The following is a 16,993-nucleotide window of genomic DNA, read 5'->3' as shown; positions in this document are numbered from 1 at the left end:
AAGCCAAACCTTTATGAAGTTTGGGCTAAAACGGGCTCTTTAATTTTGAAAGCTTTTCTAATTCCACACCCGTAACATTCCCTCCGGCAATCCGGCGTAAGCTCTCCGCGAAGGGCTCTTTGATATTCCTCCCAGAGGAAATCTTTTTCAACACCGATGTCAATGTGGTCCCAGGGGAAAATTTCCTCCCTGAGACGGTAACGATGAGCGTAGAAGGAGGGGTCAAGCCCAGCTTCTCTAAAGGCCTCTTCCCATAGAGCCCAGCGGAAGAACTCCCCCCATGCATCAAATTTAGCTCCTTTTCTCCAGGCCCGGAAAATGACTTCGCCCAACCTCCTATCGCCTCGAGCCAGAATTCCCTCCAACAGGGAAGTTCGGTAATCTGTGAGGCTCAGGAAAAGCCCCCTGCGCCTCAGCAGCTTGCGCAGAAGCCTGTGCTTTTCCACAATCTCTTCCTCTTTAGCCATGGGCAACCACTGGAAGGGAGTGTGGGGCTTGGGAATAAAGGTAGCAACGCTTACAGCCAGCTCTGCACGGTTCCCCTGGTGCTTTCGCCCAATCTCAAGGGTTCGGTGGGCTAACCTGCCTATTTCTGCTACGTCTTCCATCGTTTCAGTGGGAAGGCCAATCATGAAGTAAAACTTGAGGCGGTGCCAGCCACGGGAGTAGGAGGCTTCAGCCACCTCCAGAATATCCGCATCGGTTACCTTTTTGTTTATTACATTTCGCAAGCGCTGGCTCCCAGCTTCGGGCGCAAAGGTAAGGCCGGTCCTGCCAGGTTTTTCTAACTTTTCAGCTAAAGAAACCGAGAAGGAATCCACCCTGAGGGAGGGAAGAGATACAGACAATGGCCATAGATATTGTCTATCTTCCAGCTCTTTCAGTAGTTCTTCAATCCGTGAGTAATCCGCAGTAGAAAGGGAGACAAGGGCTATCTCTTCGTAACCAGTGTTCTTAAGCAACTCGCTAATGGCCTCTAAAATTTCTTCAAAGGGTCTTTCCCGCACAGGCCTGTAAATTATACCTGCCTGACAGAACCGACAACCCTGCCCGCATCCTCTCTGGATCTCCACATTCCCTCGGTCATGAACTGTCTCTACGTGGGGTAAAACTGGCTTGGTGGGAATTGGAGCAAGCACCGGTATGAGGCGCTTGCGCACCCTGTGAGGCACATCCGGAAGAAGGGGTTCCACTCCTCCAAAGGTTCCGTCCGGATTGTAGATAGTTCGGTAGAGTAAAGGTACGTATACCCCCTCCACAGAGGTGAGCTGGCGCAGAAATTCTCTTTTCCTTCCCCCTCTTTCCTTCCATTCAGCGTAGGCTCTGAGGATTTCCAGGATAATCTCTTCCCCGTCTCCTAAGACAAAGAAATCCACAAAAGGGGCCATGGGTTCGGGGTTAAAAGCGCAGGGCCCTCCGGCAACTATGAGAGGATCTTCATCGCTCCTCTTGAAAGACATGATGGGTATGCCCGCTAAATCCAACATATTAAGCACGTTGGTGTAGGTGAGCTCATATTGCAGACTGAAGCCTACGAAGTCAAAATCCTTTAAAGGGTGACGGGTTTCCAGACTGAAAAGGGGAATTCCCTCCTGGCGCATCAAATTTTCCATATCAAACCAGGGGGCATAAACTCGCTCCGCTGCAAATTCCTCCTGGCTGTTTATCAAATCGTAGAGAATGGCGAGGCCGAGGTTGGACATGCCAATTTCGTAGGTGTCAGGGTAAGCCAGAGCTACTTTGACCCTGACTGCGTTCCAATCTTTGGCGATGCTGTTGACCTCACCGCCCACGTAACGAGCTGGTTTGGTAACTTTATCCAGCAATCTCTCCAGCTTTTCCCATGGGATGGGCATTCTTTTCACCCCAATACAATCTTGATTTATTTTGCCATAATTTACGATAAACCTCAAAGGGCCTCAGCTCCTGCGCCGGGTCAATTTTTTCGGCGTTACACGCGCAGAACAGCTTGTGATCTGAGGCACTTCCTAGCTTTCTGGGTACATAAAAAATCGGCTAATATAATGGTAGCGTGTTTTTCCTCTGAAGCCTATCGGGATAAAAACGATAGGATCAGAGGAACTACGTTTTCCACGTTAAAAGAATAAGGACTTTCAAGGCTCTCTTCTTTTTTCCCGTAAAGGGCTAAGAACCCCTCAGGCGGGGGAGATAAAATTATCAGGAGCTCTTTTTCTCCCAGCATTTCAGCTAAAGTTCTCAAGCTTTCGCCAGTTAGATTATAAGCTTTGAGTAGATGGCTATCAGTGGGGGTCAGGGTGGCTGTTTCCCTTATCAGATTAAAACGAGCCAATAGCAGGTCTGGCCTGTAATTATCCCATACGATGGTTATTGCTTTTGTAGTCCAGCTCGCTCTTTCTCTCTGGAAAAGGTCCACGTCTTCGGGCTTTATCCACCCCTGCGCTGTGCTCTGAGGATCAGGAAAAGGGGGGAAGAAGCCCAGCTCTTCGTTTAGTTCGCGGAGTAGAGGGGGTGGAGCTGCGTAATTATAACAGATTGGAGTCCGGTACAAAAGAGCCTTTTTTCGGTCCGGGCGCAATTCCAGGAGCTTGAAGAAAGCACCTGAGTGAAGGTGGGGGTCGATCTTCAGGGAAAGCCATTCCCCCTGGCGCATAGGTTTAAGGTTTCCTTCCACTATTAAGGCTTCATGGTTAACTTTACCATCATCAGTGGTATCCAAAGCTAAAATACGGAGATAGGCTATGGTGCCGCCTTCAGGTGCTTTTATTTCTACGATCCCTTCAAGGGGTGGACTGAAGGAGGATAGCGAACTGGCCCAGGGGGAAATAGCCTCGGTAAAGGTTATGGTGTGAAGTTGAGAGGAGCCGTAACAGAGTTCTGGAGCCACTGTGTAATCAGCACTGAAAGGGGAGTCGGGGTAAATTTCAGGCCAAAAGAGGACGGCAGCCCTGAACCCTTGGCGCATTGCTGTCCACCAGAAGGGTTCAGGCTCATTCTCCTCGGGAGAAAGAGCCGAAAGCTTTGCTGGAGGAAGGCCCGTCACAATCGAGGCGAGGGCAACGACTGGGTCATCAGGGCCGCTAAGCTTGGTCAACAGAAGGGGGGAAAGCGGTCCACCGGGCTTGGCTAAATCCAGCAGACTTATATCAGATCCTTCCACAAGAAGGACCATAATCCGGATAGCCCGGGAGGTTTCGGAAGAGAGGATTGGCGGTGTACTGGAGAGCCCTGGTGATAAGGGCATTGGGCGCAGGGCAAGCGCGGTGAAAGTTAAGATCAAGGTGCAACTTACGAGGCAAATGGACAGTTTGACGATGTTTTTAGTTCGCACCTCTTCCTCCTAAACCACGAAAGGGGTGTAAACTCTGATAGCGGCCTCTCCAGAGACAGGACATTTGTTTTCGCATATCCCACATCCTATGCATCTTTCAGGGAGAACCCGAGGTAGAAGTATGGATGATCCTCCGACTCTTTGTTCCTCCATTAGTATGGCCTTTTCTGGAACTGGACACATTTCTTCGCATACAGTGCAGGGGAGGCCCAAGCTGTAGGGAATGCAACGTTTTTGGTCTATGTAGGCAAGACCTATCTGCCTCTTTCTTTTATCTTCAAGCTTTAGCTTTTCAATAGCCCCCGTGGGACATACTTCCCCACAAGCAGTGCACCCATAATCACAGTAGCCTATTCTGGGAATCAGGACAGGGGTCCAGAAGCTTTCAAGGCCTCCCTCTGAGCCTGCAGGCTGCAGGCCGTTGGTGGGGCAGACTTTCCAGCATAAGCCGCAGCGGATGCAACGGCTCAAGAATTCGGTTTCATCCAGGCCTCCGTGGGACAATTTAACCTTCGCTCCTGGCGGTCTAATGAGGAAGAGAGAGTTGGGGCGAATCATGGAATCGGAATGTAAAAAAATCATAGTAGCGGCAGCTCCCAGCACACTTCCGATAAAGGCCCGACGGGATGGATTAAAGGTCAAGGGCTGGATGACAGGCTTTGTCCAGACAAAGCTCAGGGCTTTCTGTGGGCAGAAGGCAATGCAATCGGCGCAGCGCCAGCAATCAGCTCTGACGTCAATTCTTTCCGCTTTTGGAGGTACAATGGGGCAGAGATCGGCGCACAGACCGCACCAGTTGCAGGCCTCTTTGTTGATTCCCAACTTCAGGGGTGATAAACGTCCCATCATGGTTAGGAGAGCTCCCAGAGGGCAAAGGGCCCGGCACCAGAAGCGTGGTGCCAGTTTGTTCAGAAAAATCAGGAGGAGAACAAAGCCGAGGAAAAGGAGGGAAAAACGGTAGAATCGCAGCTCGCCCTGAGGTAAAAGGCCCACCCAGCGCCACAGTTTATCGGTTAAATCAACAATTCCCTGAAACGGGTCGATCAAGTAAAAGACATCTCCCGCAAATTTCAGAAGCCATCCAACTGCTGGATGAAGGGAAGCGACAAAAGTCCTTTGAATTATGGTTATAGGGTCAAGGATAACGGGCCAGAGTTTACCGACCGCAGCGAAGGAGAGGGCAAAGACGAGGAGGTAAAGGCCAGCGTAAATGTAAAAATACCCTATCTTCCTGCGCCCTCTGGGTATCGGCCTGGAAGTCCATTCGAGGAGAGAGCCAAGGGGGCATATCCAGCCGCAGAAGATCCTTCCCATAAGAAAAGTTAAGGCTATGGTTAATATGGCGCCCCAAAAGAAAGCCAGGGATAGCTCTTTCGCTCCCAAGGAGACAATAAAAGCTGCCAGCGGATCAAAGCGAGGGAACAAATTCCAGGGTGCTCCGGTGAAACCCTGGGAAACTTTTATCCCCAAGGCCAGAAAAAGGATAAAGAAGAAAATCTGAGAGGCGATGCGGGATTTTCTCCAGGCCATCAGAGCACGATCTCCACCAGGGGGCGGCCTTCAGGAAGACCCAGGCCCATTTCTGCCCCAATCTTTATGTAACCTATGTCTTTCCAGTTCTTTCCGAAAAGGGTGGCGGCCAGAGCATCAGCAGCCACCACATCTCCTGAAGCGATCACAGTATCGGTTATTAAGACGTCTTCAAGGTTTCCGCCCTGGGGCCCATGCCTCAACAAGATGCGGGTAGCATCTACAACCACAAGGTGAGAGCGGATGACAGTGTTCAGGTCGGCGATGCGCTGGTGAAGGTTCCAGTGGATGTAGGGTCGGTCCAGAATAACGCCCATGACGTTTTTCATACCCAGGGTCAGGCCTGCCATTCCATGGTGCTTGGCAATGGGAATATTTACAAAGACGTCGGCTTCCAGCGCCTGACGGAGGAATTTCCACTCCTTGAGGTCTTTACCATTGGGAATGGGAACATTTTCGTAATGCCTCGGGGAAGCAAAAAGCAGCTCTACATCCAGGCCTTTTAGAGCATCGGCAATGCCACTATCTTTATAGGCAGCTTCCTGAGTTCCGGAGAATGGGAGGTCAAAAAGCATAACTTTTCTGGCTCCGGCCTCCCAGCACATTCTGGCAACTGTTGCCACGACTTTGGGATGCGAGGTAGCAGCATATTCCGGAGGACGCCCCGCAGTGCATATGTTGGGCTTTATCAGAACAGTATCTCCAGGCTTAACGAAGCGCTCCATCCCACCAATGGCTTCCACTGCCGCTCTTGTAACGGCTTCCCAATCTTTGCCTCTGGCAAGCGCGATCTCAGCTTCGAGAATCGGAGGGGTAGAAGTTGGAGCCGGAGTAGGAGTTGGGGTAAAGGTTGGCACGGGGGTTGGACCTGGAGGGGTTACAGGTGCTGTTCTGGTTCTGCATCCCTCCAGCAGAAAAAGCATTGTCCAGCCTGTTAAGTATTTCAGGAAGTCCCTTCGGCTACATTTAAACAGCATAGCCTTTCCTCTCCGCTTTGCATTTCGACCCATCCCAGCACCATTATACCGGAACAAGGGTTAAAAGAAAAGGTCTTGTCCAGCAGGAAGCTGAGGCCACTTTTCTTCCCTTGAGCTTAAGTTGCAACAGGAGTAGAATTTTAATGGAGGCAACATGGAGATAGAGAGTTTGAGCAAAGAAGAGTTCAAACGTCTTCGGGAGGAACTGGTGAAAATTTACTTGGAGGGCTACCAGGGTCTGGAAATGTATGCATACAGAGAGCCATGGATGGTCAGACGCTATTTAAACTGGCTTTACAAGGGCGACCCGTCCGGCTTCTTCGTGGTGAAAGAGGAGGGAAAAGTTGTGGGTTTTGTTTCAGCCCATAGCCGGTGGTTCTGGGGGAAGGAAATCGTGGGCGAAATACATGAACTGGTGATTTCCCCCGCTTACCGCAGGAGAGGGCTGGGGACCGCTCTTCTCTCACACATTATCAAGTTCCTACGTTCCAAGAAAAGGAAACGCATAGGTCTGTGGGTGGGGAAGGAAAATAAGCCTGCTAAAAGGCTTTACCGGAAATTCGGCTTTCGCCCTTCCGACACTTACGACGTGTGGGAAAGGTGGGTTCTTGACGAAACTAACCCTGAGAAGTCAGAAGAATAAGCTTATCTAACACTGCTGCCAGTTCCATCAACTCTCCGATATTTATTTGCTCTTTTTCCGTATGGGCCAGCGAAAGGTTTCCTGCTCCAAAAATGACTACCTCAATCCCTTTACGATACAGGGGTTCAGCATCGGTCCAGCTGGGCATGCCCGTAAGCTCAGCTTCTTGCCCTGAGGCCAAACGGATAGATTCCTTGACCAGGTTGACTATCTGAGCTTCGGGCGAGATTTCAAAAGGTGGATCAAAATCCAGCACTTTGATATAGCCGTAATGAGCTACAGCTTCTTGTATTTCCGCCAGAACCATTTCTGGCGAAAGAGGAGGTACCAGCTTGAGATCAAAGCGGAGCAAGGCCTCATCGGGCACAAGGTAAAGCTCAGGGTGTCCTCCTTTTATCCAGTAAGGCATTATGTGAGGCTTGCCCAGGAGGTGATGTTCCAGCTGCATGAACTCCAAACTTTGAATTTTGGCTATAACTTCAAAGGCTTTGAGGATGGCATTTTCTCCTGCTTCCGGATAGGCACCATGAGCCTTTTCCCCTTTTATCACCATCTCCAGGTCCAGAGAGCCGGACTGGGCTATAGCTACCTTGAGTTCCGTGGGCTCCAGAACCACTGCCATCTTGACCCATGGGGGAAGGCAGAGATTCTTGCTGCCCTCTCCTCGGGCTTCTTCATCTACTGTGAAAGCTAAGGTTAATGGGGAAGGGTTTATCTCCAGAACGCTGAGGAGAGCAGCAATTTGGCCCTTAGCATCGGCCACGCCCGGGCCATAGAAGAAACCTCCTTCCTCCCTGAGGTTGTATTCCGACGCAGGTGATGTATCAGAGTGGGTGACAATAAGGAGAGGACTTACGCCCCGCCACGCCAGTAAGTTGGGCCTGGAGGGAGCTACCTCCTGAAGCTCACTTTCAAAGCCAAGCTTGTGGAGGTTTTCTCTAAGGTAGAGCTGAAAACCCCCCTCCTCACCCGTAGGACTCGGGATTTCCACCAGGGTTTTCAGCCACCTCTTTATCCTCTCCTTCATGGCGAACCCATGCCAGAGTCAGCATAAATACAAAAGCCAGGTCAGGCAGGAAAAAAGAGTGATCCACAAGCCCATGGGCTAACGTTTCCACCATCGCCCCCATGAAGCCCAACAATAAGGCTTTTGCTTCGCCCTCCGGCATAAGCCTGTAATATTTCGCACCTCGTCGGAAAAATTCCCAGAGGATCCAGCCCAGAACAACAGGCCCTCCTATGCCCAGCCTTGTCCACCAATCCAGGAAAAAATTGTGGGGGTGGGAGAGATTGAGTTCCTGCCAGGCTTCTGGCAGAACGTAACGGGTCCTATACTGGTATAGGAAATTATCAAGGCCTACTCCCAGGACGGGACTATCTTTGAGCATATTCAAAGAGGCTTGCCACAGCTTTATGCGGAAAAAGCCAGTGCCTTTTTCCAAATCCAGAAGGGAAGAAAAGCGGGCGGTCCAGAACCAGGGGAGGAGGGCCAGAACCAGAAGGGCCAGGGTAAGGGCAGCGGGCACGATGGCCCTTTTACCCCTCATGTAAAAGACAAAGAGCATGGCCACCGGGATGCCGAGGAAAAGAGCTCCCCGGGAGAAGGTGAGGTAAAGGGCAGGCAGAATAAAAGCTCCTGCTGCCAGGTAAAGCCATTTTCTAATGCTCCCTCCCGAAAGAGCCAACGCCAGGATGACAGGCACTACCCTTCCCAGGAAAAGAGCAAGGTTGTTGGGAGACCCATAAAAAGCCTTAACCCTTTTCACCCCTTCCACTGCAATGACCTGACCCTGGAAGAATTGGCAAATTCCCACCAGAGAAACTGCCAGGGCACCAGCCACAAGAGCATCAGCTAAAAGGGGCAAAGAATGGGGGTCTTTCCTTCGGACCAAAACGATGAGGCCGTAGAAGATGGCCGATTCCACCACGACCCTGCGGAACTCATAGGCAGCAACCCCGAAATTATCAGCCCAGAGGAGGGACAAAGCTCCCAGCGCGACCAAAGCACTCACTGCCAGATCCACCCCCGTCAGGTGAAATCTGAGGTCTTTTCTGTACCGAAAGAGAACAGCCACAGTTGTTAACGCTAGGGCGAGCTCTTGAGGGGAAAAGCTCTTTACTATGAGATCTTTAGGCAGAAGGAAGAAAGGGGTAGCGAAAACGGTGAGGGCGAGGCCTATCTCTGGCCAAAGATAGAAGGCCAGAAGCCACAGCGGAATGGAAAGCAATGAGATCGAAGGTGGCAGTAAATACCAAAGGATAGCCAGAGGTAAGAAAGCCAGGAGCCATTTCTTCTGCACCTTGGGGATGGGGATAAAATCGAGGGCTTTCAGCAAAAAGGGGGCAAAAAGGGCAAGCAAGTATAAAGCTAAAATAAGCATGATGGGCCAGAGGGAAACCTTTTCCTCCCCTCTTACCCTGAACCCAGCAATTGCCCACTGGCCCCATCCACCATCGGCGGTAATTTCTACGTGATGTATACCATAGGTGAGGTTTCGGGCTATGGAAATGGCCGAGGTGCGATAGAGGGGATCGTAGAGGACCAAGTAACTTCTTCCGGCTGAATCCTTAGGCAGGACATTTGAGGGTTTGCCGTCCACCTTAACGAAAAGGAAAGCCTTGTAGCTGCCTCTCCGCACCAGGATATCAAGTCCGGTTCCGCTAAAGGAAAACTCAAGGGAAACATTGCCTTGAGCTCCATGGGGAATATCGGCTCCGTAGGGGGAAATACGCCAAGCTCCTCGATAACGGATGGCTGGATGGTCAGGTTTGTGAGCGCCGGGGGGAAGCACTGGGGAGGGTTTGAAGCTTGCAACCGCATAATAAACAGGGCGGGGGGTCCAATCCTGCCACACGAGGGCGAAGCCCCAGCGGGGGTCATCGGGGGCAGCTTGGGGTCTGAAGTGGGTTAAAAATACAGGCCATCCCCATTTCTCCCCAGCCCATCGCATAGCCTCTCTGGTCCACTGAGCCTGCTCTTCTTCCGTAACAGACCCCCAGATGGATTTCCCGCCTTGCCAGTCAGCAGGAAGAGCATTCCATCCTGCCTCCACAATCCATACAGGTTTCCCCTGGGCCAGATGAGCCAGAAGCTCAGGCCGGCGGAAGTTAAGCTTTTCGGGAGAAGGTGGATCAGAGGGCTGATAATCAAATCCAAAAGCTTTGAAGGCCCATATATCAAAAAACTCCTCTGCGCCGGAAGCCAGCATTTTCCGAAGGAAATCTTCTTCGTTCAAGTTAATGGGGCCTTTTTCGGAAGTAGGAGCGAGCCCTGCCGTTAAAATGAGGGCATTGGGGTCGGCGCTCTTTATCCGGATGAAACTCTCCTTGAGCAGGGCAACATAGCCCTCAGGGTCAACCCATCTTTCACCCCAGTGGGGATAGATGTTAGGCTCATCCCAGATTTGATAGGCATCAATAAAGGGGCCGTAACGGCGAGCAAAGGCTTCAGCGAAATCTCCAAAGAAATAACTTTCAGCTGGTGGGGCTGTTGAACAGGAAGCGTCTTCTGGGCGGCGAGCCCACCTTGGTGAAGTGTCAAGAACTGCCAGGATCTTAAAGCCGCGGTCTTTGAGGGCGTTAACAATTCTATCCCAATTTTCCCAGTCAAAATTTCCCTTCTCCGGTTCTATTTTTTCCCACGGGAAACGCTGCCGGACCCATTGAAAACCCGCTTGGTATAGAAGGTCCAGAGTCTTCTGTAGCTCTTCATCGTTGAGGCTTTCAAGTTCCACATTTATACCAGGTGAGGTGATGTAAGGTGAGGCAGGCAGAAGGAAAGGCGTGAAATCTTTCGACTTGGGCTTCAGTACAAAGGCCAAAGCTAAAATCAGAATGAAAGTTAAAGCCAAAGCATACAGGGCAAAGGCGCTCTTTTTTAGCCCTCGCTCAGCCCTTTTAATGAGCATATTCAGAGCCTGTCACCCTTTTTCTGAATCGTTCAAGAGCTTTTCTCAGCTCTTCCTCAGGCAGAGGGATATAGCCCACCTCTCTCACCAGCTTCCCAGCATTCTGGGGGTTGAGGTAAAATTCCACAAAAGCCTGGACTTCTGGGCGCTCTGCTGCAGACTTGTTCACGTAAATAAAAAGGGGCCGTGAAAGAGGTTTGTAGAGTCCTTTAATTACGGTCTCATACGAGGGGAGGATGGGGCCAGCCCCTGCGTCTATGGGAACAAGTTTAAGTCTATCGGCATTCTCTTCGTAATAGGCCAAACCGAAATAGCCCAGAGCCAGCGGGTCTGAAGCCACTCCTTGAACTAACACGTTATCATCCTCACTGGCCAGGAAATCTCCTCGGCTGCTTCCACCTTTTCCGACTATTACCTCAGTGAAATAATCATATGTTCCTGAATCAACCCCTGGGCCATAGAGGCGCAGCTCTTTATCGGGCCAGTTGGGCCGAATCTGGCTCCAGCGGGTTATTTTCTCCTGGGCTTCAGGCTCCCATATTTTCTTTAATTCTTCCACTGTCAGGTAATCCACCCAATCGTTTTGGGGGTTAACCACCACCGCCAATCCGTCGAAGGCCACCTTAAGTTCTATGAACTCCACCCCATTTTTACGGCACTCCTCCACTTCTAAAGCCTTTATGGCTCTTGAAGCGTTTACTATATCGATCTCTTTTGCGCAGAATTTCCTGAAACCGCCCCCTGTCCCTGAAATACCCACAGTAATGCGGACGTTGGGATTTAACTTCTGGAATTCTTCGGCCATAGCTTCGGTGATGGGATAAACAGTGCTGGAGCCGTCTACAATAATGTTGCCGCTAAGGCCTTGGGGAGTGGGGGGTGCCTTGCACATGGTTAAAGTAAAAATCGTAACGATAAAAAGCAAAGGCCATCTTCTCATCATCCGTTTCTCCTCCCCGCCAGTTTGCTTCCAGAATGTTAATTTATGCTTTTTATTTTGTCAAGGAACGCGGAGGGTTTGCAGGAAGGAGGGCAAGGCTATTTTAAGGTGGTGGGAGTGCTGTCTGGAGGGAATGTCTAATCCAGCTTTCTGTTTTGCACTGGGTGAAGTTGAGAAGGCTAGTCCGCCCAGGGTTCTATTTTCGAAGCTTATGGGTGTTTATCTACTGCAAGTTCTATTCGCCCTTTCTCAGCCAAAGAGGATGGTTCATAAGCTATTATCACCAGCTTCACCGGAGGGCCTTTGGTGGCTTTTAATAGAAAATCGTAAGAATCCAAAATTAATTCCCCCGGTTTCCACTTCGTAATGGGATAAGCAAAGTGCACCGGAATTTTGTCACTCTGGATAAGCATTTCGCCTTCGGCATTGTAGAAGCGCACCGATATTTTGAGCTCTTCGTTGAAGGGTTTTAAAGTTCTCCAGTAAAGGTTAACCCTGATTTGAAGAGGTACGGGAGGTACAGGCCAGCGCCTGGGTGGTCCCGGAAGAATTAAAAGCTCATAACCCTCAAGCTTAAGTCCTTCTGCTATTTCAGCTCCCACCACTTTTTTAGGAACAACCTCGGGGGGGGAAGAATCCCAAACCCGGATTAAATTGCCCTGAGCCCAGAGCCTGAAATGATTCGGAAGGCCAGGCAAGGGCCGGGTAAGATATACCGCGCGACCTTCAGCCAGAGCCTTTTCTACAGCTTTTAGCCTTTCCTCTTCGCGGTCGGCGGCAATCAGAGTGGCATCAGGATTGAGGCCATATAGATCTTGAAAGTAGCTCATGAGAGTCCTTTCCCCAAGAAGTCCAATTACTACCGGTGAGTTCCCTGCTGCGGATGAAATCATAGATGCCCCAAGAGCGTAAACTTCAACATTTTGGCTGCGATCCAGTTTGTGGAAATTTTTTACTCCAATAAAAAGAGGCTGAAGCAACGCCATAACCAGCAGAGCCCACCTCAGAAGCAAGCGCCTCAGGCTCAAAATCAAGCTCACCCCTTCACTTATAGCTAATGAAAAAAGGAGAAACGACGGTATGAAAAACACCTCGGGGTCGGGGACACGGTATATGAAAGCAAAGAGGGTGAAAGGCATGAAGGTTAACCACCACAAAATTGCTTTATATGACCTCAACCGGCTCAGGCCTATAAGCCCTAAAACAATTCCAATGGGTCCGAACTGAGAGAGCCACAGTTTCAAATGCCAGCTCAGAGGAGTCGGGCGTGCCAGAGGGCTCTCTTTGAAGAAAACTCCGTAGTCTGAAGCCGTAACCCAGCGAAGGAAGCCCTCAAAGGTGTTGGTGTATGTTCCGTCAAGGGAGGTGACTTTCATCCCCCTTAAGGGTAGATAAAAATAAAAAGCCAGTGGCAGAATAAGGGCAAAAAGGGCTAAAATTTTATTTTTATTTTGCGTTTTGTCCCTGAAGAAGACCAACGCAAGAGGCAAGAGCAAAAAGATGGAAGTTCTATGATGGGCGAGACCAAGGCCCACCATAAGAGCTGCCCAGGGCAAGAATTTTTTGTTTTCTATGGCTTTGAAAATAAAGGTAAGGGCCGAGGCTACGATTAGAGCATGAAGGGCATAAACTTCAGCTACGGTCGCTTGTGACCAGAAAATAGGCGAGAGGGCAAGATAAAGAGGAGCAATGAAGGCAGCTTCTGGTGAGAACAGTTGGGCGAGAAAGTAGAGGGCTACGAGGGTTGCGGCTCCTGCTACTGCCGAAAGCAGATTTACCCCCCAGGCAGGATCTACTCCGGGAGGGTGAGAAAATAGCCAGCCTAAAAGGGTGTAAAGGGGGTATCCGGGCGGATGAGCTATGCGCAGTGTTGGGCAAACGACCTGGAACTCCAGACTATCGTCAAAAATCGTTGAAACCGAAGGGGCCATTGTGCGGAGGTAAAGACAAAGCCCTCCGATTCCTAAGGCCAGGGGCGCCAGAAAGCTGGCCCTTTTCATTAAGAACTCCGAGCAAAGACTCTGGCTATAAATTTTTGGATTTCTCTGTTCTCCCACACCACCAGAAGGGGGACTGCGTTAAAGATTGAGGAGTAGGTTCCACTCATAAGCCCTACCAGGAGGACGGTCACAAATTGCTTTATGGTAGCACCTCCGAAAAGAAGAATTGCCGAAAGGACAAATATGGCGTTTAGCTGAGTGACCAGAGAACGATGGAAGGTCTCCAGAAGGCTCCGGGTGACTATGACCTCAAAAGGTTCGCCCCGGCGCTTGGGAGTATTTTCTCTTATCCGGTCAAAAACAACAATAGTATCCTGCACTGAAAAGCCTATCACCGTTAAGAGAGCAGTTATGAAGAGGGCATCCACTTCCCACCCTATTAGCAGGCCGGCTATGGAGAAGAGGCCCGTGGCTACAAGGACGTCGTGAACCATGGCGATTATAGCACAGACTCCATAGCGTAGGGCGTTGGGGACTTTCCGAAAGGCAAATACAATGAAACTCAGGATTATGAAGGAAGCCGCGATCACCGCCAGGGTGGCTGCCCTCGTCACTTCCCTTCCGACAGCGGGCCCTATGGATTCATAGCGCAGTTCCTCAAAGGGGCCAAACTCTTTCCTCAGTTCTTCTTGAACCTTAACCTTAGCTTCTTCGTCTAAGGTTTTGCATTTTATAAGGGCGGTTTTCTCGTCGGCTGTGGTCTGGACTGTGGTGTCCCCGTAGCCTAAATTGGTGAAAATTGTGTAAATCCTTTCGGGGGAAACTTTCTGTTCGAAGCGCAGTTCCATTAAGGTTCCACCGGTGAAATCAATGGAAAGCTTCCAGGGGGCTCCAAATCGTGCCAGAGAAATGGCCATAGCTATCAAGCCTGGAATTATTATGAGCAAAGAAAGGCCGAAGAACCAGTACCTTTTCTCAATGATGTTATACATTTTGCCTCCTTCCCCTTTAAACTCCCAGAAGCCACCGTCTCTTCTCTAAGAACCGTCCGCTCAGGTCGAAGACGAAAGTTACAAGAGTTCGGGTCATGGTGACCGCGGTGAACATGCTTACGCAAACCCCTATGAAAAGGGTAACGGCGAACCCTTTCACCATACTCGCCCCGAAATTAGAACCAAACCAGTAAAGGACTATGCAGGTAAGAAGCGTTGAAAGGTTAGCATCCCTGATAGAAGTCCAGGCCCGGTTGAAGCCAGCCTCAATAGCTGCCGACAGTGGCCTACCTTGACGCAGTTCTTCTTTCATTCTCTCAAAGATCAGGATGTTAGCGTCAACGGCCATTCCTGTGGAAAGGAGAAAGCCCGTTATACCTGGTAAGCTCAGGGTAACCCCGGGGAATAAGCCAGGAATTCCAAACTTATATATGGCAAGGTTTATGAGACCATAAGAGATAAGAGCGAGGTCGGCTAGGAAGCCTGGGAGCCGGTAATATGTGAGCATAAAGGTCAAGACCACTATTACCCCTATTATACCCGCCCTTATGCTTTTCTGGATTGAATCCTGCCCTAAAGTTGGGCCTATAATTCTGGTCTGTATAACTTTAAGGGGAACAGGGAGAGCACCGTACTGGAGGATAATGGCCAGACGCCTTGCCTCCTCCAGAGTAAAACCTTTTTCACTGGTTATCCTCCCCATCCCATCAGTTATCGGTTCTTTTATCTGGGGACATGAGATGACAATTCCATCCATTACGATAGCCAGGAACTCCCCCTGGTGCTCCGTTGTGTATTTGGCGAAAATTTCGGCCCCTTCGCGGGTGAGTTCAAAGTCTATTTCCGGCCTGCCGAATTCATCACTCCCAACCCTTGCCGACTTAAGGTGTTTACCGGTCATTATGGTCCTGTAAACCTGCGGGGTGGGGGTAATTTCGGTGGTGGGGGTTAGAGTTACGGTAGGAGTAATTGTAGGCGTGGGGGTAGGAGCAGCTCCCGGGGTGGGGGTAATGGTTTCGGTTGGTGAGGGCTCTAGGGGAACTTCATAGGTTGTCAAGATTTTCAGGCCTTCAGGCAATGGGGTCAGTCCCGCCTCCACAAACTCCAATCGCCCTGTAGCCTTTAAAGTGGCAATAGCCTCATCAGGGTTTACAAGGCCAGGGAGTTCCACAAGGATGCGGTTTTCTCCCTGGCGCTGGACTACAGCTTCCACTACACCCATGCCGTCAACTCGGTTCTGGATTATATTACGAACCGCCTCCATACTTTCGGGGGTAACCTTCTCACCCGGTGGAGGATCAGCTTCCAGAACTACCTGAAGGCCTCCTCTCAAATCGAGGCCAAGACGAAACTTTATCTCCCGGTAAATTTTAAGAGGCCCTAATTGAAGGCTAAGAGCTTCTGTTTGGGGTAGGTCAATCCACAGGCAAAAGGCAACCAGAAGAATTATCCCAAGAAGGATTAGAAGGTTTCGCTCTCGCAATTGCTCCTCCTTTTTTGCAAAATCTGTGGCGGATTATACTTTAAAGGCTATCAGGTGTCAAACTTAGGTGAGCTTGACTTCACCAGGCTCCTTTTTCCCATATTGGCGTTTTTGTGCTAAAATTAATTGGAGGTCGGAAGTGAGTCTTTATCTACCTCACTTGATTCCTCAAGTGGAAAAAATGGCCGAGGAATTGACTGCAGAAAGGGCTCGCTACCAGAGGGTGGCCGATAGAGCCCGGGAGCTTCTTAAACGTTATTCCATTTCAGCTTTTGAATTCAGGACTAAAGCCAAAGAGTTAGGAGCTGCAGTTCCATCCAATGAACCCATAGATCTTCAGGAGCCTCCCAAGCCTGTACCCTCTTCTTTCTTCGCCATTGCTGCCGATGGCTCTCAGGTTCAGCCTGACCGTCACGGCATTGCTCTTTACTATCTCATAAACATAGGGAGCATTGTTCTCAGAGAGAGCAGCGGTGAAACCCCTATCCCCAGAAGCATGCCTTTCCTTTTTTATAGAGACGAAGACCTTTACGAAGGCAACCGCCTGGTGCAGGGTAGCCTTCTAGATGTCAGAAGGGGGCTGGCGGAGCTGAAGGAAATTTCTGAAAGGGTAAAGGAAGTGGTGGAGAAAGCCAGGCGGGAAGAGACACCAATTCTGGCCCTGATTGATGGGACACTGCTCCTCTGGATTTTAGAGGAAGAAAAGAACCTGCATCAGGATAAAATCAGGGCTTACACGGAAGAGATGGATAAAATCCGCAATGCCGGGGCTCTCCTGGCCGGGTTCATAAGTCGTCCTCGTTATTGCGAAGTGGTGGACCTTTTAAGGCTGATGCATTTTGGAGAGGAAACTTTAAAGCAACCTACTCTCCGGCGCCCTTGGGGTCGCTTAACCGACGCCACTCTCTTTTCCTTCCTGCCGAAAGGGTGGCGTTCTGCCCTCTTTGAAAGCCCATCAGTCCTGAACGATTACTACGGAGAGAATCGCGTTTTCTTCTTTTACCTCAACGTTGAGGGAGAAATTGCCAGGGTTGAAGTGCCTGAATGGATAGCCAGAGATAGAGAGCTTGTGGCCTTTATCCAGGGAGCGATCCTGAAACAGAGCGAAAACACTGGGGGGTATCCTTATGTTCTCGAAAGGGCTCATGAATTAGCTGTGATAAAGGCTCAGGAAAGGAAAAGTCTTGAGGAGATGATAGAACGCGCCATGATGCGGAAAGGTCTAATCCCACAGCTTTCTCCAAAGGAAAGGTGGAAGAGGTTAATGTAA

12 protein-coding genes are annotated in these 16,993 nt (G+C 50.2%); 2 read left to right on the top strand and 10 right to left on the bottom strand.

Going from position 1 to position 16,993, the window contains the following annotated elements; all coding sequences use genetic code 11:
- Positions 1-11: 11 nt before the first annotated feature.
- From NZ653_01790 to NZ653_01775, 4 genes are all read right to left on the bottom strand, one after another.
- Entirely contained in the window at positions 12-1,856 is a 1,845-nt protein-coding gene (locus tag NZ653_01790; GenBank protein MCS7285862.1) for a TIGR03960 family B12-binding radical SAM protein, read from the bottom strand.
- 194 nt (positions 1,857-2,050) lie between these two features.
- On the bottom strand, positions 2,051-3,310 hold the full coding sequence (locus tag NZ653_01785) for an alkaline phosphatase family protein (GenBank protein ID MCS7285861.1): 1,260 nt from the start codon (positions 3,308-3,310) through the stop codon (positions 2,051-2,053).
- Positions 3,311-3,319: 9 nt separating this feature from the next.
- A complete protein-coding gene (locus tag NZ653_01780; protein ID MCS7285860.1) occupies positions 3,320-4,840 on the bottom strand; it encodes a 4Fe-4S dicluster domain-containing protein in 1,521 nt (506 codons plus the stop codon).
- Positions 4,840-5,817 carry a DUF362 domain-containing protein gene (locus NZ653_01775; protein ID MCS7285859.1) on the bottom strand — a complete coding sequence of 326 codons (978 nt, stop codon included), beginning with the start codon at positions 5,815-5,817 and terminating at the stop codon, positions 4,840-4,842. Before NZ653_01775 ends, NZ653_01780 begins: the two co-directional genes overlap by 1 nt.
- Positions 5,818-5,971: 154 nt before the next feature.
- Here NZ653_01775 and NZ653_01770 point away from each other — a divergent pair, with 154 nt between their 5' ends.
- The gene (locus NZ653_01770; protein ID MCS7285858.1) at positions 5,972-6,460 is read left to right on the top strand and encodes a GNAT family N-acetyltransferase; all 489 of its coding nucleotides are present in this window, start codon (positions 5,972-5,974) and stop codon (positions 6,458-6,460) included.
- Here NZ653_01770 and NZ653_01765 read toward each other — a convergent pair.
- From NZ653_01765 to secD, 6 genes are all read right to left on the bottom strand, one after another.
- The gene (locus tag NZ653_01765) at positions 6,435-7,487 is read right to left on the bottom strand and encodes a M20/M25/M40 family metallo-hydrolase (protein ID MCS7285857.1); all 1,053 of its coding nucleotides are present in this window, start codon (positions 7,485-7,487) and stop codon (positions 6,435-6,437) included. The genes NZ653_01770 and NZ653_01765 overlap by 26 nt on opposite strands.
- A complete protein-coding gene (locus NZ653_01760; protein MCS7285856.1) occupies positions 7,426-10,368 on the bottom strand; it encodes an O-antigen ligase family protein in 2,943 nt (980 codons plus the stop codon). The genes NZ653_01765 and NZ653_01760 overlap by 62 nt, the downstream gene beginning before the upstream one ends.
- On the bottom strand, positions 10,358-11,308 hold the full coding sequence (locus tag NZ653_01755; GenBank protein MCS7285855.1) for a PstS family phosphate ABC transporter substrate-binding protein: 951 nt from the start codon (positions 11,306-11,308) through the stop codon (positions 10,358-10,360). Before NZ653_01755 ends, NZ653_01760 begins: the two co-directional genes overlap by 11 nt.
- A 209-nt stretch (positions 11,309-11,517) precedes the next feature.
- On the bottom strand, positions 11,518-13,308 hold the full coding sequence (locus tag NZ653_01750; protein ID MCS7285854.1) for a DUF2723 domain-containing protein: 1,791 nt from the start codon (positions 13,306-13,308) through the stop codon (positions 11,518-11,520).
- A complete protein-coding gene (gene secF / locus NZ653_01745; protein MCS7285853.1) occupies positions 13,308-14,240 on the bottom strand; it encodes a protein translocase subunit SecF in 933 nt (310 codons plus the stop codon). The genes NZ653_01750 and secF overlap by 1 nt, the downstream gene beginning before the upstream one ends.
- A 16-nt stretch (positions 14,241-14,256) precedes the next feature.
- Positions 14,257-15,723 carry a protein translocase subunit SecD gene (gene secD, locus NZ653_01740; GenBank protein ID MCS7285852.1) on the bottom strand — a complete coding sequence of 489 codons (1,467 nt, stop codon included), beginning with the start codon at positions 15,721-15,723 and terminating at the stop codon, positions 14,257-14,259.
- Between the two features lie 139 nt (positions 15,724-15,862).
- Between secD and NZ653_01735 the strand changes: the two genes are divergently transcribed.
- Positions 15,863-16,993: a DNA double-strand break repair nuclease NurA gene (locus NZ653_01735; protein ID MCS7285851.1), complete on the top strand. Its 1,131-nt coding sequence runs from the start codon at positions 15,863-15,865 to the stop codon at positions 16,991-16,993.

It is taken from the genome of Anaerolineae bacterium, assembly GCA_025062375.1.
GTDB lineage: Bacteria > Chloroflexota > Anaerolineae > SpSt-600 > SpSt-600 > SpSt-600.
Note: the sequence above shows the minus strand (reverse complement) of the source record. Positions and strands in the feature narration are given on the sequence as shown.